Genomic DNA, 16,820 nt, shown 5'->3' on the forward strand with positions numbered 1-16,820 from the left:
CCGGAAGCTGTGCGCACAGCGATGGTTCAGATGGTTCAGGTAGTTCAGGTCTAGACCAACGCACAATGTAGGACCGCGAGTTGAGCATGTCCAGACCAATCGCAATTCCCGGCACGAGCCCTTCCGCTCACCCTGCTCACCCCCAGGGCGTCACTCCCCTCGGCCCGTGTAGAACGCCACGGTCAGATCCTTCACGAGCAACTTGCGCTCGTAGTCGTCGAGATCGACGAGCCCGCGCGCGGTCAGCCGCGTCACGGTGTCCTCCACCGAGTCCACGACCGTGGTGAGGACGCTGTCCCGGCGCCGCGCGTCGAGGGCCGCGATCCGGCGGCGCCGCATCGCCGCGGCCACCTCCGGCTCGTACTCGATGCGCGTGGGCTGCGCAGAGAACACCTCGATGCCGACCGGGGCCGCGTCCTCCGCGAGACGCCGGGTGAGCAGATCGCCGAGGGCCTCGGCGTTGCGCAGCACGGGCGCGTCCCGGTCGCCGACCACGGCGGGCAGCCTGGACAGCACCCGCGCGAGCCCGGCCTCCACGCACTCCCGCAGATACGTCTCGTGGTCCTCGGTGCCGAGCGTCGCCCGCGCCGTGTCCTTGATCCGCCAGGCGACGAGCACGACGACGCGCAGCGCCTCGCCATTGGTGTCGACCGCCGGCATCGGCTCGCTGCGCCAGTGCCGCAGCCGCAGGTCGACCCGGCGGCGCACGAGCAGCGGGTTCAGCCACAGCAGCCCCGCCCTGCGCACGCTCCCCCGGTACCGGCCGAAGCGCGTGAGCACCCAGGCCCCGCCGGTGCGCCCGCGCGCGAGCCCGCCGACGCCGAACAGGGCGAGCGCCCCCGACCCGGCGAGCGCCGCCCACTGCGCGGGCCCGAATCCGGCGCCCGCGTATCCGTCGAGGCCCGCGAGGTCGGTCATGATCCGGGGCAGCGCCCCCGCCCAGCCGAGCGCGGCCGCGGACCCGGCCGCGCCCACCGCCCCGCCGGCCACCCCGAGGACCCCGGGCAGCGCCCGCCCGGGCCGCTCCACCAGGCCGGGGTCGACGGAGGGTACGGGCCTGGCCGGGGCGGGTCCGGGCGTCCGGCGGGTGTTCGCCGCGGTCGCGCGCTCGACCTGGGCCTTGGTGACGACCGCGGGCCGCAGCGGCACGGCCACCGGGTCCGGGTCGTCGCGGAAGAGGAGGTGGACCGGGATCTCGGTGGTGGACTCGTTGCGGATGAGCCGCGCGGCGCGCGCGCCTCCGTCGGTTTCGGTCATGGAATCCTCCGCGTTGCGCGTCATGAGAACAGCCGGCGCCAGGTCTCGGGGCCGGGGTAGCCGTCGGCCGCCTTGCCGCGCCAGCCCTGGGCCCGCTGGAAGGCCTCGACGTTGCGCCGGTCCGCCTCGCTCCAGCGCGGTCCCGGGCCCGTGCGGTAGAACTTGCCGAATCCTTTCTTCACGAGCTGCTTGCCGAGCCGCGTGACATCGGAGTTCTCCGCGCCCGGCCGGAACTTCGCCTTGCCGGGGAAGGCCGAAGGGCCGGTCCGCTCGGCGCCGCCGCTGCCCGCCGGCGGGATGCTCCGGCCCTGGCCCGTCGACAGGTACGACCAGGTCGTGGGCCCCGGGATGCCGTCCGCCGCCGCGCCGCGCCAGCCCTGCGCACGCTGGAACGCGCGCGTGGCCCTGCGGTCCGCCTCGCTCCACTTCGGGCCAGGACCGACCCGGTAGTACCGCTTGCCGCCCCGCTCGACGAGCATCTTGCCGAGCCGCGTCACGTACGCGTTGTTCTTGCCGGGCCCGAAGTACTTGGCGCCGGGGAACTTCGTCGTCGCGCCCGCCCCGGAGCTGCCGCCCGAGACCGCCCGGTACCGGTAGGCGACGTAGCTGCTCGAGTGGCTCCAGTACGCGTACGGGGTGGACTGCACCCGGGTGCCGGGCCTGGTCTGCTCGTACGCGATGTACCGGGTGCGGGACGCGTCCGCCCAGCCTCCGAAGATCGTGACGTGCGAGCCCTTCTCCGGGTCGGCCGGGTTGTGGAAGAGCAGCATGTCGCCGGGCTGCAGCTGCGCCTTGGTGATCCGGGTGCCGTACTGGGCGAGGCTGCCCGTCCACTCGTTGCCCGGCAGGCCCCACGCCATGGAGACGAAGCCGGAGCAGTCCTGACGGTAGCCGTCCTTCCAGTACTTGTTCATGTTGTACGGGACCTTGGCGTCGACCCACTTGCGGGCGCGGTCGAGGATCGCGGCCCGGGAGGTCTTGCGCAGGGTCGGGGACTTGACCAGTGACACGGAGCCGGCGGCCGGGGCCGGCGCTCCGTGCAGCGGGCCGCTGCCGCCCTGCGGCATCGTGCCGCCCGCGTCGCCCGGGGGCGGGGTCAGCGGTCTGGCCTCGTGGTGTTCGGCCGCGGCGGCCGGGGTGGTCTGGAGGCCGCCGACGACGGTGCCCGCGGCGGCGGCGAGGACCAGGGCGTGGCGGGCGCCCACCTTGGTGCGCACCGGGTGGGGCACCGCGCGCCGCCACTCGGCGCAGCCCGCGCAGTCGCAGTCCTCGGCCGGGTCGACGTCCTCGAACACCGGGGCGCCCATCGGCTCCGCCGTGTCCCCTCGCTCCATCCGCTCCATGCGATTCCCCTCACACTCCGGTGCCGGACTTTGGAATAAAGAGCCTCGATTCCGCACGCAGGAAGCGTCTCAACTGTCCAGACAAATCGCATGTTGACGGTCCGAAAGGTGGAAACCACCAGAATTCACCCACCTCCTCGGCGTGTCGAGTGGTCAGGAGCACCCCGGAGGCTCGGGTAAAGTTATGCAGGTCGACCGGCGCCATTAGCTCAGTTGGTTAGAGCAGCGGACTCTTAATCCGCGTGTCCGGGGTTCGAGTCCCTGATGGCGCACCTAAAGGCGAGTGCCCTCCGCAGCAGCGGGGGGCTCTTGTCGTGCCCTCGGGCCTGCCCCGGCGCCGACAAGCGCGGCTGGGGGTCCGGGGGTTATCCCCCGGGGAATACAGCATCCGCGTGTCCGGGGTTCGAGTCCCTGATGGCGCACGTTGACGGTGGCGGCCTGTATTCGCGGAAAGCGCGAATCGGGCCGCCATCGCCGCTTCTGCGCGGCTCCGCCGCGCGTTGTGGGGGCTTCGCCACCCACACCCCCATGAAGGAACCGGGGTCAGGGCGCGCCTGGAACCATCAAGCCCCGCTCTTGGACGAGAGCCCGCGGGGTCCGGGGCGGAGCCCCGCGGCCGCAACCCGGGTGCGGCGCAACCCGCATCAAGGCCGGTAAACACCATGTATCGGCCTTGCGATCATGAACCGGGGCACAGCACTCTGTCATGGAGCCATTGGCTCCCAAGATGCTTACGGTACAAGGCAGTTGAAATGGGCACCGTGTCACGCCGGGCCCGAGCCGGTTGCCGAGCGCGCGGGGAGGGGGCCCCGCCCATGAACCGATGTCGAGGGGGGCATCATGCAACCGGAAGGCCGCCTTACCAGTCTTACGTATGTAGGTAGGGGTGGGACGGTGGCCCGCCAGTGATACGTCCGGGGGCACGGTCAGGGGGCCCGTTCCCGGGCGCAGGACCGACGACCACGCGGTGACGCGTGCGGGGGGATGACTCATGACGTCGACGCCGACGGGCGCCCGGCCGGAATTCGACCCGTCCGAGACGACCCAGTTGCGAGTGCCACCGCACCGCACTGGCGGTTTCCGGCGCATCAGGAAATCGTTGCCGCGCTACGACTACGAGCACTACAGCCGGCTCGCCGGGCCACTGACCCAGCCCGATCCGAACCAGCCGTACAAGGTGCGCTACCGATCGCTGCTCTCACAGGAGCCGCACAGGATGCGGGCCGCGCTGATGCTGGGCGCGGCCCCGCTGCTCTCTCTCGTCCTGCTGTTCTGGCTGATGCAGCCCGAGCACTGGACCGAACGGGACTATCCCGCCTACGACTTCCTGCCCGCGCTCGACATGGTGATGCTGGTGTCGATCGGGCTCATCGAGTTCTTCCGCTGCATGAACGTGCTGTCGAACGCGCACGCGACGCTGGTCGCTCGCGACCCGATCCCGGTGGTCCCGGAGACCGGCACCCGCGTCGCGTTCCTCACCTCGTTCGTGCCCGGCAAGGAGCCGCTGGAGATGGTGACGAAGACCCTGGAGGCGGCGGTCAAGCTGCGCCACCGGGGTCTGCTGCACGTCTGGCTGCTCGACGAGGGCGACGACCCGGAGGTCAAGGAGGTCTGCGAGCGGCTCGGCGTGCACCACTTCTCCCGCAAGGGCGTCGCGAAGTGGAACCAGCCGAAGGGCCCGCACCGCGCCAAGACCAAGCACGGCAACTACAACGCCTGGCTGGACGCGCACGGCGACGACTACGACTTCTTCGCCTCCGTCGACACCGACCACGTGCCGCTGCCCAACTACCTGGAGCGGATGCTCGGCTTCTTCCGCGACCCCGACGTCGGGTTCGTCATCGGCCCGCAGGTGTACGGCAACTACGACAACTTCGTCACCAAGGCCGCCGAGTCCCAGCAGTTCCTCTTCCACGCGCTGATCCAGCGCGCGGGCAACCGCTACGGCGCGCCCATGTTCGTCGGCACGTCCAACGCCGTGCGCATCAAGGCGCTCAAGCAGATCGGCGGCCTGTACGACTCCATCACGGAGGACATGGCCACCGGCTTCGAGATCCACCGGCACCGCAACCCCTCCACCGGCAAGAAGTGGCGCTCCGTGTACACACCGGACGTGCTCGCGGTCGGCGAGGGCCCCAGCGCCTGGACGGACTTCTTCACTCAGCAGATGCGCTGGTCGCGCGGCACGTACGAGACGATCCTCAAGCAGTACTGGAAGGGCTTCTTCACGCTCCCGCCGAGCAAGCTCTTCAACTACACGATGATGATCATCTTCTACCCGATGGCGGCGATGAACTGGATCCTGGCGGCGCTGAGTTGTGCGCTGTTCCTGGGCCTCGGCGCCTCCGGCGTGAACATCGACCCGACGATCTGGCTGATGCTGTACGGCAACGCCTCGGCGCTGCAGATCGGCCTCTACGTGTGGAACCGCCGGCACAACGTCTCGCCGCACGAGCCGGAGGGCTCCGGCGGTGTGGCCGGCATGGTGATGTCCGCGCTGTCGGCGCCGCTGTACGCGAAGGCGCTCTTCGACGCCGTGCTGCGCCGCAAGAGCAAGTTCGTGGTGACCCCCAAGGGCGATTCGGCGAGCCCCGACCGCTGGTTCGGGACCTTCCGCTACCACTGGTACTTCATCCTCATCTTCGGCGGCTCGATCGGCGCGGGCTTCTACTTCGGCCACTCCCACCCGGCGATGATCATCTGGGCCTGCTTCGCGCTGCTGATCACCGCGGCGCCGATGTTCGCGTGGCGCTACATGCTGCGCCAGGACAAGAAGAAGCCGAAGAAGCAGCCCGCCGAGGCCGCGCAGCCGGAGCCCGCCGAGCGCCCGGCGCCCGCGCGGACGCACACCGCGCCGCAGCAGAAGCCGAGTTGGGCCGCCCAGCCGCGGGACGGGGGTCCGGCCGCGGACGGGGGCAATGAACAGACCATGCAGATTTCCCTGGGGGGACACAACAAGTGAAAGACGGTGCGAGCCGCCGCCGTGCCCGGCGCATAGTCATCGGCACGGTGGTGGTCCTGGCGCTGGCCGGGATGAACGGACCCTGGCTGTACCGCTTCGGGTCGGCCAAGTATCACGAGTACAAGATCAACAAACCGGAGTACAAGGCCGAGAACGGGCACTGGGACGTCATCGACTTCCCCAAGGACATGCGCCTGAACACGATTCACGCGGCGCTGCTGCACACCGGGAAGATCCTGCTCGTCGCCGGGTCGGGGAACAACCAGAAGAACTTCGACGCGAAGAAGTTCGACACCCGGCTGTACGACCCGGTGAAGAAGACCATCAAGAAGATCCCGACGCCGAGCGACCTGTTCTGCACGGGACACACGCAGCTGGCGAACGGGAATCTGCTGATCGCGGGCGGCACCAAGCGCTACGAGAAGCTCAAGGGCGACGTCACGAAGGCCGGCGGCCTGATGATCGTGCACAACGAGGACCCGGACGCGCCCAAGACGATCAAGGCGGGCACGGTCTTCACCGGCAAGAAGAACGGCAAGTCGTTCGTCGCCAAGGACAACATCACGATCGAGCGCGCCAAGAAGGTCTTCGACAAGGCGACCGGCAGATTCCTGCGCAATGAGCCGGGCCTCGGCCGGGTGTACGTGGAGGCGCAGCGGTCCGGATCCAAGTACGAGACCGGCACCCAGGACAACTACCGGGTGCAGGGCCTCACCGGCCAGGACGCGCGCAATCTGTACGGCATCGCACAGAAGCTCGCCCTGGACAAGAAGGACTTCCAGGGGATCAAGGACAGCTTCGAGTTCGACCCGGTCGCCGAGAAGTACATCAAGGTCGACCCGATGAACGAGGCGCGCTGGTACCCGACGCTGACCACGCTCTCCGACGGCAAGGTCCTCTCGGTGTCCGGGCTCGACGAGATCGGGCAGCTGGTTCCCGGCAAGAACGAGGTGTACGACCCGAAGACGAAGAAGTGGACGTACCTGAAGGACGTCCGCCAGTTCCCGACGTATCCCGCGCTGTTCCAGATGGAGAACGGGAAGATCTTCTACTCGGGCGCGAACGCCGGTTACGGCCCCGACAACGTCGGCCGCAAGCCCGGCATCTGGGATCTGACAAACAATAAGTTCCAGAAGATACCGGGGCTTTCGGACGCGAACATGCTGGAGACGGCGAACACCGTCGAACTGCCGCCCGCGCAGGACCAGAGGTACATGGTGGTCGGCGGCGGCGGCGTCGGCGAGTCCAAGCTCTCCAGCGAGAAGACCCGGATCGTCGACCTGGAGGACCGCAGCCCGAAGTTCGTGGACGGGCCGAAGCTCGACAAGGGGACCCGGTACCCGCAGGCCTCGGTCCTGCCGGACGACTCGATCCTGGTCTCCGGCGGCTCGGAGGACTACCGGGGGCGCGGCGACTCGAACATCCTCGAGGCGCGGCTCTACGACACGAAGAAGAACGCGTTCAAGCGGGTCGCCGACCCGCACGTGGGGCGCAACTACCACTCGGGCTCGCTGCTGCTGCCCGACGGACGGGTGCTGTTCTTCGGCTCGGACTCGCTCTACGCCGACAAGGCCAACACCAAGCCGGGCACGTTCGAGCAGCGCATCGAGATGTACACGCCGCCGTATCTGTACCGGGACTCGCGGCCGTCCCTGGAGGGCGGCGAGAAGACGATCCGGCGCGGCGGCTCGGCGACGTACAAGACGGATCACGCGTCGTCCATCAAGACGGCCCGGCTGATCCGGCCGAGTGCCTCGACGCATGTGACGGACGTGGATCAGACGTCCATCGCGCTCGACCTGAAGAAGTCGGCCGGCTCGGTGACGGTGTCCGTGCCGAAGAGCCGGTCGCTGGTGGAGTCGGGCTGGTACATGCTGTTCGTGACGGATGACGAGGGGACGCCCAGCAAGGCGCAGTGGGTGCACGTGCCGTAGGCGAGCGGCACGCGACACGTGAGAGGGCGGGAGGGGAACCTCCCGCCCTCGTGCGTTACTTGGCGTCCGCCAGCTTCATGGCGTACTCGCCCCACCACTCGCCCGCCTTCGGGCCGCCCTTGCACGTGCCGTCGGACTCGCCGGGGCGCTTGACCCAGAGGTAGGCCTTCACCTGCGGGTCGCCGGTCTTGGTGGTCGGATTCTCGCCGAGGGCGCGGCCCGGCGGGTTGCACCAGCGCTCGTCGGCGGCGCCGCCCGTGTACGGCCCGTTGCCGTTGCGGCTCGTGTCGACCACGAACGGCTTGTTGCCGACCTTCGCCGACAGCTCCTTGCCGTACTTGACGGACTCGTCGGTGGTGTAGAAGTTCGACACGTTGACCGAGAAGCCGTCGGCCTGGTCGATGCCGGACCACTTCAGCGGCTCGTAGATCTGGTCGGGCTTGCCCCAGCCCGCGTTGCCCGCGTCGAGGTAGACCGTCGTGTTCTTCAGGGACTTGAGCTTCGCGATGGCGCCCTTGAGCAGGTCGTAGCGCTCCTCGTGGAACTGCTCCGGCGTGCAGTTGTCCACCATGTGCTGCACCGCGTCGGGCTCCAGGATCACCGTCGCCGGCCGGTCCCCGATGCCCGCGGCGACCTGGTCGATGAACTCCCGGTACGCGTTCCCGTCCGCCGCGCCGCCGCCCGAGTACTGGCCGCAGTCGCGGTGCGGAATGTTGTAGACGACGAGCAGCGCGTCCCGGTCCGCCTTCTGGGCAGCCTCGGTGAAGCCGCGCGCCTGTTCCCGTGCGTTCTCCGGCAACAGCCATTCACCGCTGGGCTGTTCGGCGATCCTGCGGACCTTCGCGGCCTCTGCGTCCTTGCCGTCCTTCGCGAGGGCCGACGCGGCCTTCGCGGCCTTGCTGTCGGGGTTGACCCAGAACGGGTCGGCGCCCTTGGGCTGTTGCTTCACGGGGTCCGTGGCCCCGCCCCCCTCGTTGTTGTCCCCGCCGCCGGAGGAACAGGCGGACATGAGCAGCGCCGCCCCCACGACGACCGCCCCAGCCCTCAATTTCCGGTACATCCACTCCCCCTTGGGTGCACTGTCTGGCTCTCAATCGTGGCACACGCCCCTGCCGTGCCACGAGCGCGTACGCGGCTTGTCAAGGACCTGTTACAGCGTGCGCGGGGACCGGCCCGTCGTGAACTGCCGACCAGACCCTGTGCTGTTCCGCCCATCCGTTCTAAAGTCGAGATGAGCGGCCCCAGTCCTCGGCCGGTCCGACCCGACGGACCATCACAGCCTCCCGTGCCGAGGCCGGGCACTCCCGCAGCCCGCAGCCCGCACGGTCGAGGACCAGTCCGGTCGGCGGCCCCGGGGGGAGCGGGCCGCCGACCGGACAGGTGGACCGCACCCGCGCCCACGCTCAGCCCGCCTTCCGCGGCGAGCCGTCCACGTCCGACAGGTACGCGGACACGACCACGTTCGCGGTGTACGTCCCCGAGGCCTTGTCGAAGGTGCCGCCGCAGGTGATCAGGCGGAGCTCGGCGCGCTCGGAGCGGTGCGGCCCGTACGCCTTGGCCGGGTCGAAGTTCTCGCGGGAGAACACCCGGACGTCGTCGACGGTGAAGGAGGCGACGGAGCCGTCGGCCCGCGTCACCCGCACCGTGTCCCCGGGCTCGGCCTCGCTGAGGTGGTAGAAGACGGCCGGCCTGCTCTCGGTGTCGACGTGCCCGACGAACAGGGCGGTGCCGCGCTCCCCCGGCTCCACCCCGTCGCCGTACCAGCCGACGACACCGGCGCGCGCGTACGGCGGCGGGTCGACGGCGCCGTTCCCGTCGAGGCCGCGGGCCACGACGGGCGCCTGGACACGCAGCGCCGCGATGTCGACGCGGCGCGGCTGCGCGCCCTCGACGGGCCGGTGGGCGGCCGGCAGGTCGACGTCCGACGGCCGGCCGACGGCGGCCGCGTCCCCGGTCGTCGGCGAGGACAGGTTCAGATCGGTGGCGCCGTGGCCCCACAGCCACAGGCCGAGCAGCAGCACGGCCCAGGCCACTCCCGTGAGGAGCCGCCCGGCCCCCTGCGACCGGTCACCCATGGCGGACTCAGTGCCTCGTCGGGGAACCGGACGACCTGCGGCGCCGCGTGCTGCGGACGGCGACGGCCACGGCGGCGACCGCCGCGAGGCCCAGGCCGATGAGCGCGTGCCGGGTGCCGGGGCCCTCGCTGGGCGCGGCCGAGGGGGCCCGGTGGACGGCGAGCGCCTGCCGCTGCGCGGTGCCGCCGCCGCCCGCGTGCACGGGGGCGGTCGGGGACGGGGCGGCCGAGGCGCCCTCGGCGGATCCGTCGAGGACCCGGAGGGTGCCGGTGACCTTGCCCTCGACTCCGTCGCAGGTCACCGAGACCGGGTAGGCGTCGGGCGCGGCGGAGGACTTCACGCGGGCCTCCGCGAACAGGGTGGGTTCGTCGGCGGAGGGCGCGAGCCGGGCCGGGGAGACGAAGGCCGCGGAAGTGGCGCTGCCCGCGGCGCCGTCGCAGCCGGTCACCCGCAGGTCGACCTCGGTGCCCGCGGGTGCCTCCCGCGGGGTGACGGTGATCGTTCCTCTGCCGTCGGCCGACTGGGCCGCGGTGGCCGGTGCGGTCACCAGGACGGCCACCCCCGCGACACCGACAGCAAGCAGTCCTGTACGCATCGTGAACCTCCTTGTGTCAGCGTCACGCTCCTGGCCGCGTTCCGCATCCCGAGAGGCTCCAGTGGCACGTCACATCGGGTGGGGCTCGTGCATACGATGGCAGCCAGTCGATCGAGCGCCGAGGAGTCCGCACACATGGCAGAGCCCAAGCCCATCGAATCGTGGCTGACCGACATGGACGGCGTCCTCATGCACGAGGGGGTGCCGATCCCGGGCGCGGACGCGTTCATCAAGAAGCTGCGGGACTCGGGCAAGCCGTTCCTCGTCCTGACGAACAATTCCATGTACACGGCCCGTGACCTGCACGCCCGCCTGAACCGGATCGGCCTGGAAGTCCCCGTCGAGAACATCTGGACGTCCGCCCTCGCGACCGCCCGGTTCGTGCGCGGCCAGCGGCCGAACGGCACGGCGTACGTGATCGGCGAGGCGGGGCTCACGACGGCGCTGCACGAGGAGGGCTACATCCTCAGCGACTCCGACCCCGACTTCGTGATCCTCGGCGAGACCCGCACGTACTCCTTCGAGTCGCTCACCAAGGCGATCCGGCTGATCAACGGCGGGGCCCGGTTCATCGCCACCAACCCCGACAACACCGGCCCCTCCACTGAGGGCGTGCTGCCCGCGACGGGCTCGGTGGCGGCGCTGATCACCAAGGCGACCGGCAAGGACCCGTACTTCGTGGGCAAGCCCAATCCGCTGATGATGCGGACCGGGCTCAACGCCATCGGGGCGCACTCCGAGTCCAGCGCCATGATCGGCGACCGGATGGACACGGACGTGCTGGCGGGCCTGGAGGCCGGGATGACGACGTATCTCGTCCTGACCGGGCTGACCGGCCAGTCGGACATAGACCGTTTCCCGTTCCGGCCGACCGAGGTGGTCGACTCGATCGCGGACCTCGTCGACCGGGTCTGAGGAACGTACGGCGGCGGCCGGCCCTCTCAGCTGCCGGTCGCCGTCTTCCAGTCGTCCACGTACGTCTGGAGGTTCTTGGCGACGTCGTCCCAGTCCGGCTCGAAGATCTGCACGCCGTCCATGATCTTGGCGAGTTCGACGGCGTCCTCGTCGGTGGCCTTCACGTCGGAGCGCGGCGAGAAGCCGCCGCCGACGGAGCTGACCTGCTTCTGCTGCTTCGCGTCGAGCATGAAGTCCAGGAGCTTCTTGCCGTTGGCGGTGTGCGGGGCGTTCTTCACGAGGCCGCCCGCGTACGGCAGGGCGAAGGAGGTCGGCTTGCCCGAGGCCTTCTTCGGGAACCAGATGCCGAGGTTGGGCATGTCCTTGGACTGGGCGTAGTTCATCTGCACGTCGCCGTTGGCGACGAGGAGTTCGCCCTTGTCGACCTTCGGGGAGAGCTTGCCGGTGGAGGCGGACGGGCCGACGTTGTTGGCCTGCAGCTTCTTCAGGTAGGCCATGGCCTGTTCCTTGCCGCCGAAGTCGTGCATGGCCTTGACGAGCAGGGCGGTGCCGTCGCCCGCGACGCCGGGCGTGGAGTACTGGAGCTTGTTCTTGTACTTCGGGTCGAGGAGCTGCTCCCACGTGGTGGGCGGGGTCTTCAGCTCCTTCTTGTTGTGGACGAAGCCGAAGTAGTTGTTGACGACGGACGTCCAGGTGCCGTTCGCCGCCTTGTCGGCGCCGTCGACCTGGTCGGAGCCCTTGGGCGCGTACTTCGCCAGGAGGCCCTTCTCGTCGGCCTGCTGGATGAACGGCGGGAGGGTGACGAGGACGTCGGCCTGGGTGTTGACCTTCTCGCGGACGGCGCGCTGCACCATCTCGCCGGAGCCGCCCTCCACGTAGTTGACCTTGATACCGGTCTCCTTGGTGAAGTCCTTGAAGACCTTGTCGTACCAGCCGTCGCCGTTCTCGCCCTTGAGGCCGTCGGCGCTGTAGACGGTGACGGTCTTCTCGTCGGAGGCGGCGGAGCTGCCGCCGCAGCCGGTCAGGGTCGCGGCGAGGGCGAGACAGCCGGTGGCCGCGGCGACGGTGGTGAGCGTGTTCTTGCGCATGGCGTGGTGAACTCCCGTATGGCGTGGGCTGGTTAGCGGTACGAGGCCTTGGTGCGGATCCGCGAGAAGGCCAGCAGGACGAACAGCGTGGCGGCCATCAGGACCACCGCGATCGCGGAGCCGGTGAACAGGGAGCCGCGGTCGGTGGTCGCGTAGATCTGCACCGGGAGCGGCATCCAGTCGGGCGGGTAGAGCATCATCGTGGCGCTCAACTCACCCATGGACAGGGCGAAGCAGAGGCCCGCGGCGGCGTTCAGGGACGGCAGGAGCAGCGGCAGCTTCACCTTCCACAGGACGTACGCGGGCCGGGCGCCGAGGGAGGCCGCGGCCTGTTCGTACGCCGGGTCGAGGCGCTGGAGCGCGGCCGACACGGACTGGTAGGCGAAGGCCGTGACCAGGATCGTGTGGGCGATGATCACGATCCAGCGGGTGCCGTTGAGCAGCATCGGCGGCTGGCTGAACGCGACGAGGACCGCGAGGCCGACGACCACGGACGGCACGGCGACCGGCAGCATGAACAGGGCGTCCATGACGCGCCGTCCGCGCTTCCTCAGCGCGGCGGCGGCGAGCGCGGCCCAGCCGCCGACGACCAGCGCGAGCACGCTCGCGGTGACGGCCGTGACCAGGCTGGTGGTCAAAGCGGCGAGGGATTCGCCGCGGGTGGCCGCGTCGTAGTGCCCGCCGGTGAAGCCCGAGGGCAGGGCGCCGGACCAGTTCGTGGCGAAGGACGCCGCGAGCACGACGAGCAGCGGCAGGGCGAACAGCGGCAGGAAGAGGACGAAGAAGAGCGCCCAGGCGGCCCACCGGCCGGACTTGCTATGAACCAACACGACGGCTCACCACCCGGTACAGGCCGTAGAGGCCCACGGAGACAAGGACGTTGACGACGGCGACCACGCAGGCGCCCGGGTAGTCGGACTCCAGGATCGCCTTGCTGTAGACGAGGGTCGGGAGCGTCGTGACGCCCTTGGCGCCGGTGAACAGGACGATGCCGAACTCGTTCAGGCACAGGACGAGGACCAGCGAACCGCCGGCCGCGAGCGCGGGCAGCGCCTCCGGCAGGATCACCTGCCGCACGATCCGGGCGGGCCGCGCCCCGAGCGAGGCGGCGACCTCCAGCTGCGCCGTCTCCACCTGCGAGAACGCGGCGAGCAGCGGGCGCATCACGAACGGCGTGAAGTAGGTGATCTCGGCGAGCAGCACGCCCCACGGTGTGGCCAGGAACTGGAAGGGGCCGGTGGCGGCCCCGGTGACGTCCGTCCACAGCCCGTTGGCCATGCCCACCTGCCCGTACACGAACAGCAGCGCGAGCGTGATCAGGAAGGACGGGAAGGACAGGAACACGTCGATGAAGCGGGCGACGGCCTTGGCGCCGGGGAACGGCACGAACGCGACGATCAGCGCGAGCGCGAAGCCGAGGACGAGGCAGCCGGCCGTGGACCCGACGGCGAGCCACACTGTCGTGCCGAGCGCCTCGCGGAACGCGGAGGACGCGAAGACGTCGGCGTACGGCTTGAGCGAGGTGCCGCCGGTGTCGGGGGTGAGCGACTGCTGGACGACGAGGTAGAGCGGGTAGAGGAAGACGACCGCGAGCGCGGCGACGGGCGGCAGCGCCCATATCCAGCCGCTGTTCCGCTTCCGGGACGTGGCGGCGCCCTGGCGGGGCGCGGCGAGCGTGGCGCTAGCCATTGCCGCCCACCTCCGGCGAGACCCCGGCGCCGAGCAGCACCGCGTCCTCGGGGGCGAAGTGCACGGTGATCCGCTCCCCCAGCGACGGCGGGTCGCGCAGTTCGCGCAGGTCGGCCTTGACGCGGTGGCCGTCCACGTCGACGTAGAGGCGGTGGGTCGCGCCGCGCCACTGGACCTCGGCGACCTTTCCCGTGAGGGAGTTGGGGCCTTCGCCGAGGCCGACGAGGTGCGGGCGGACGCAGAGGGTGGCGGTCGCCCCGGCGGCCACGTCCTGGGTCGGGACCTTCAGCTCGGCGGCACCGAACGAGACGGTGTCCGTGCCGACCTGTACGGGGAGCAGGTTGGCGTTGCCGACGAAGGAGGCGGTGAACTCGGTGCGGGGCCGCCGGTACAGGTCCTGGGGTGTGCCGACGTCCTGGAGGCGGGCCTGGTCCATGACGGCGATGCGGTCGGCGAGGGTGAGCGCCTCGACCTGGTCGTGGGTGACGTACAGGATCGAGACGTCGGGCAGCTCGCGGTGCAGCCGGGCCAGTTCGGCGAGCATGCCGGAGCGCAGCGTCGCGTCGAGCGCGGACAGCGGCTCGTCGAGCAGCAGCACTCCGGGGCGGACGGCGAGGGCGCGGGCGATGGCGACGCGCTGCTGCTGGCCGCCGGAGAGCTCGCGCGGGTGGCGTTTGGCGTAGGCGGCCATGCCGGTCAGTTCGAGGGCCTCGGCGACCCGCGCGGGTATCTCGGCCTTCGGCACCTTCTGCGCCCGCATCCCGAAGGCGACGTTGTCCTCGACGCGCAGGTGCGGGAAGAGCGCGTAGCTCTGCACGACCATGCCGATGCCGCGCCGGTGCGGCGGCAGGTCGGTGACGTCGCGTCCGCCGAGCAGCACCCGCCCGGACGCGGGCCGCACGAACCCGGCGACGGCGCGCAGCGCGGTGGTCTTCCCCGAGCCCGATGGGCCGAGGAGGGCCATCACCTCGCCGGGCTCGACGGTCAGGTCGAGGGAGTCGAGAACGGTGGTGCCGCCGTACGCGACCGACACCCGGTCGAACCGGATGCCGCTCAGCTTCTGGTCGTTGTCTCTCACGGCGGCCACGCTCCTGGCGGCGGGTGTCCCGCGCGGAGCGGCCCGGCAACGGGACGGTGAACGGGCACCCAAGCTTGGACCAGACCCGTTATCGTTCTGTTACCTCAAGCGAGTGGCTCGGATCAACTCCCGCCGGGACGGCGGGTGTTACCAGCCGTCCGAGCCCAAACGCGCGGTGAACGAGAACCGGTCCCCCCGGTAAAGCGTCCGCACCCGCTCCGTGGCGCGGCGCCCCGTGTCGTACGAGATCCGGTGGATGAGCAGCATCGGCAGCGCGGGCGGCGTGCCGATGAGCAGGGCCTCGCGCGGGGTCGCGAGCACCGTCTCGATGCGCTCGTCGGCCGAGCCGAACTCGATGCCGAGACGGTCGTGGACGTAGGAGTAGAACGAGGAGTCGGGGTCGAACTCGGCGTCGAGGTTCGGCACCCGGGACACCGGGACGTAGGTCGACTCCAGGCCGACGCGCTCGTCGTCGGCGAGCAGCACGCGCTCCATGTGCCAGACGGGTTCGCCGCGCTCCAGGCCGATCTCGGCGGCGAGCGCGGGCGGGCACGGGAAGCGTTCGAGGCCGATGAGGGTACGGCCCGGGCGCCGGCCCTGGCGGCGCACGCCCTCCGTGTACGAGGCGAGGGACAGCGGCTGCGCCAGCTTCGGGCCCGCGACGACGGTGCCCCTGCCGTGCCGCCGCAGCCTTCCTTCGAGCAGCAGCTCGCGCAGCGCCTGCCGCACGGTCTCGCGCGCCACCTCGTAGCGCAGGGCGAGCTCGCGCTCGGCGGGCAGGGTCTCGCCCTCGCTCAACTCGTCGACGAGCGCGGCGATTTGGGCCTTCACGGCGTAGTACTTCGGAATGCGCCCGTGCTCGGGGATGCCGTCGCGCACGGGGGCGCCGGGGGCCTGGTCGTTCGGGTAGTCCACGCGGGGATGGTCGCAGACGCGGGTGAACGGCGGGCGGTCAGCTGCCGCCGACGCGGAGCCGCCGGGCTCCCACCACGAGGGCCGTGCCGGCGAGGAGGAGGGTGCCGGCCGCGACCCCGAGGCCGAGCAGGGCGCGCGGGCCCGTGCGGGCGAGTTCCTCGGCGAGGGTCGGACCCGGGCCCGCGGCCTCTTCGATGGTGAACGGGTAGTCGTCGGACTCGCCGACCCATTCGCCGTCGTCGTCCTTGCGCCGGACGAGCGCGGCGTTGGCGACGACCCGGTCGGGCGGGGTGCCGTCGGCGAACGCGAGGCGGACGTCGACGGTGACCGTGTCGCCCGCGCCGACCGAGAACCCGGGGAAGCCGTCGAAGACGCCGATGTTCTCGCCCCGGTCGGCCCGCTCGACGGTCACCGGGCGCCAGCGGCCCGCGTCCCGGAACTCCATCCTGATCCGCTTCGGCGTCAGCTTCCGGGTCCGGTCGACGAGTACGAGGACGGGGTGGAGGTCGGCGCAGCGGGCGGTGGTGGTGTTGGTCAGGTCGAGCGAGAAGTGCCGGGGGGCGTCGCCGGGGTGGTAGGTGGCGGGGCCCTCGTCGATACGGGTGTCGACCGGGAAGTCGCCGCCGCGTTTCGCTGCCGCGCAGGCCTGGGTGCCGGTGTCGGCGGTGGCCCCGTGCGTGGGGGCGAGGGCGGTGAGGGCGGAGGTGGCGAGGGCGGTGACGGCGAGGGCGAGCGGTCGGCGCAGTCGCATGAAGGCCCTTCACTGGTCGCGGAGTTGACGACAGTCGTGGGCCAGAACGTTTCCATCGCGGGGCGACCGGGTGGGGTTTGCGCGCCGCGACGCGCGCGGCGGTTCCCTCGATCGGCCCAGCCGAACGCACACCGGCACCGTGGTTACGGCCTCGGGGCTCCGCCCCGGACCCCGCGCCTCAAACGCCGGCGGGGCTTGATCATGCCGACCGAGCCTTG

General features: G+C 70.6%; 14 protein-coding genes and 1 tRNA gene. 4 read left to right on the forward strand and 11 right to left on the reverse strand.

The features are described 5' to 3' along the window. Window positions 1-150: 150 nt before the first annotated feature. Entirely contained in the window at window positions 151-1,257 is a 1,107-nt protein-coding gene (locus tag ACFV9W_RS15155; protein ID WP_385760157.1) for an SPFH domain-containing protein, read from the reverse strand. A gap of 20 nt (window positions 1,258-1,277) precedes the next feature. Next, entirely contained in the window at window positions 1,278-2,564 is a 1,287-nt protein-coding gene (locus tag ACFV9W_RS15160) for a peptidoglycan-binding protein (protein WP_385760391.1), read from the reverse strand. Window positions 2,565-2,798: 234 nt separating this feature from the next. Between ACFV9W_RS15160 and ACFV9W_RS15165 the strand changes: the two genes are divergently transcribed. The 3 genes from ACFV9W_RS15165 (at window position 2,799) to ACFV9W_RS15175 (ending at window position 7,496) form a co-directional block, all read left to right on the forward strand. Beyond that, window positions 2,799-2,872, forward strand: a tRNA-Lys gene (locus ACFV9W_RS15165). A gap of 719 nt (window positions 2,873-3,591) precedes the next feature. Then, on the forward strand, window positions 3,592-5,562 hold the full coding sequence (locus tag ACFV9W_RS15170; protein WP_385760160.1) for a glycosyltransferase family 2 protein: 1,971 nt from the start codon (window positions 3,592-3,594) through the stop codon (window positions 5,560-5,562). Beyond that, the gene (locus ACFV9W_RS15175) at window positions 5,559-7,496 is read left to right on the forward strand and encodes a galactose oxidase-like domain-containing protein (RefSeq protein ID WP_385760162.1); all 1,938 of its coding nucleotides are present in this window, start codon (window positions 5,559-5,561) and stop codon (window positions 7,494-7,496) included. The genes ACFV9W_RS15170 and ACFV9W_RS15175 overlap by 4 nt, the downstream gene beginning before the upstream one ends. 55 nt (window positions 7,497-7,551) lie before the next feature. Here ACFV9W_RS15175 and ACFV9W_RS15180 read toward each other — a convergent pair whose 3' ends face one another. The 3 genes from ACFV9W_RS15180 to ACFV9W_RS15190 form a co-directional block, all read right to left on the reverse strand. Continuing rightward, window positions 7,552-8,556: a glycoside hydrolase family 6 protein gene (locus ACFV9W_RS15180; RefSeq protein ID WP_385760164.1), complete on the reverse strand. Its 1,005-nt coding sequence runs from the start codon at window positions 8,554-8,556 to the stop codon at window positions 7,552-7,554. A gap of 343 nt (window positions 8,557-8,899) precedes the next feature. Next, window positions 8,900-9,571 carry a class F sortase gene (locus ACFV9W_RS15185; RefSeq protein WP_385760167.1) on the reverse strand — a complete coding sequence of 224 codons (672 nt, stop codon included), beginning with the start codon at window positions 9,569-9,571 and terminating at the stop codon, window positions 8,900-8,902. A gap of 7 nt (window positions 9,572-9,578) precedes the next feature. Further along, window positions 9,579-10,166 (reverse strand): hypothetical protein, encoded by a 588-nt coding sequence (locus tag ACFV9W_RS15190; protein ID WP_385760170.1) that lies wholly within the window; start codon window positions 10,164-10,166, stop codon window positions 9,579-9,581. A gap of 135 nt (window positions 10,167-10,301) precedes the next feature. On the opposite strand from ACFV9W_RS15190, the gene ACFV9W_RS15195 reads away from it, so the two are divergent. Further along, window positions 10,302-11,081, forward strand: a complete 780-nt coding sequence (locus tag ACFV9W_RS15195; RefSeq protein WP_385760173.1) for an HAD-IIA family hydrolase — start codon at window positions 10,302-10,304, stop codon at window positions 11,079-11,081. Between the two features lie 26 nt (window positions 11,082-11,107). Here ACFV9W_RS15195 and ACFV9W_RS15200 read toward each other — a convergent pair whose 3' ends face one another. From ACFV9W_RS15200 to ACFV9W_RS15225, 6 genes are all read right to left on the reverse strand, one after another. Then, complete coding sequence (locus ACFV9W_RS15200) at window positions 11,108-12,169, reverse strand: 2-aminoethylphosphonate ABC transporter substrate-binding protein (RefSeq protein WP_385760176.1); 1,062 nt, start codon at window positions 12,167-12,169, stop codon at window positions 11,108-11,110. A 32-nt stretch (window positions 12,170-12,201) separates the two neighbouring features. Beyond that, window positions 12,202-12,999, reverse strand: a complete 798-nt coding sequence (locus ACFV9W_RS15205) for an ABC transporter permease (RefSeq protein ID WP_385760179.1) — start codon at window positions 12,997-12,999, stop codon at window positions 12,202-12,204. After that, complete coding sequence (locus ACFV9W_RS15210; protein ID WP_385760183.1) at window positions 12,986-13,858, reverse strand: 2-aminoethylphosphonate ABC transporter permease subunit; 873 nt, start codon at window positions 13,856-13,858, stop codon at window positions 12,986-12,988. Before ACFV9W_RS15210 ends, ACFV9W_RS15205 begins: the two co-directional genes overlap by 14 nt. Further along, complete coding sequence (locus ACFV9W_RS15215) at window positions 13,851-14,936, reverse strand: ABC transporter ATP-binding protein (protein ID WP_385760185.1); 1,086 nt, start codon at window positions 14,934-14,936, stop codon at window positions 13,851-13,853. The genes ACFV9W_RS15210 and ACFV9W_RS15215 overlap by 8 nt, the downstream gene beginning before the upstream one ends. A gap of 147 nt (window positions 14,937-15,083) precedes the next feature. After that, on the reverse strand, window positions 15,084-15,851 hold the full coding sequence (locus tag ACFV9W_RS15220; RefSeq protein ID WP_385760188.1) for a GntR family transcriptional regulator: 768 nt from the start codon (window positions 15,849-15,851) through the stop codon (window positions 15,084-15,086). Between the two features lie 37 nt (window positions 15,852-15,888). After that, on the reverse strand, window positions 15,889-16,602 hold the full coding sequence (locus ACFV9W_RS15225) for a hypothetical protein (protein ID WP_385760190.1): 714 nt from the start codon (window positions 16,600-16,602) through the stop codon (window positions 15,889-15,891). Between the last annotated feature and the right edge of the window lie 218 nt (window positions 16,603-16,820).

Origin of the sequence: Streptomyces sp. NPDC059897 (assembly GCF_042730865.1) — a bacterium.
Lineage (GTDB): Bacteria > Actinomycetota > Actinomycetes > Streptomycetales > Streptomycetaceae > Streptomyces.

Excerpts from the sequence above, each read along its gene's own strand:
- ACFV9W_RS15225 (WP_385760190.1), bottom strand. The coding sequence starts at position 16,602 with ATGCGACTGCGCCGACCGCTCGCCCTCGCCGTCACCGCCCTCGCCACC.
- ACFV9W_RS15155 (WP_385760157.1), bottom strand. The coding sequence starts at position 1,257 with ATGACCGAAACCGACGGAGGCGCGCGCGCCGCGCGGCTCATCCGCAAC.
- ACFV9W_RS15160 (WP_385760391.1), bottom strand. The coding sequence starts at position 2,564 with ATGGGCGCCCCGGTGTTCGAGGACGTCGACCCGGCCGAGGACTGCGAC.
- ACFV9W_RS15170 (WP_385760160.1), top strand. The coding sequence starts at position 3,592 with ATGACGTCGACGCCGACGGGCGCCCGGCCGGAATTCGACCCGTCCGAG.
- ACFV9W_RS15190 (WP_385760170.1), bottom strand. The coding sequence starts at position 10,166 with ATGCGTACAGGACTGCTTGCTGTCGGTGTCGCGGGGGTGGCCGTCCTG.
- ACFV9W_RS15180 (WP_385760164.1), bottom strand. The coding sequence starts at position 8,556 with ATGTACCGGAAATTGAGGGCTGGGGCGGTCGTCGTGGGGGCGGCGCTG.
- ACFV9W_RS15200 (WP_385760176.1), bottom strand. The coding sequence starts at position 12,169 with ATGCGCAAGAACACGCTCACCACCGTCGCCGCGGCCACCGGCTGTCTC.
- ACFV9W_RS15195 (WP_385760173.1), top strand. The coding sequence starts at position 10,302 with ATGGCAGAGCCCAAGCCCATCGAATCGTGGCTGACCGACATGGACGGC.
- ACFV9W_RS15185 (WP_385760167.1), bottom strand. The coding sequence starts at position 9,571 with ATGGGTGACCGGTCGCAGGGGGCCGGGCGGCTCCTCACGGGAGTGGCC.
- ACFV9W_RS15210 (WP_385760183.1), bottom strand. The coding sequence starts at position 13,858 with ATGGCTAGCGCCACGCTCGCCGCGCCCCGCCAGGGCGCCGCCACGTCC.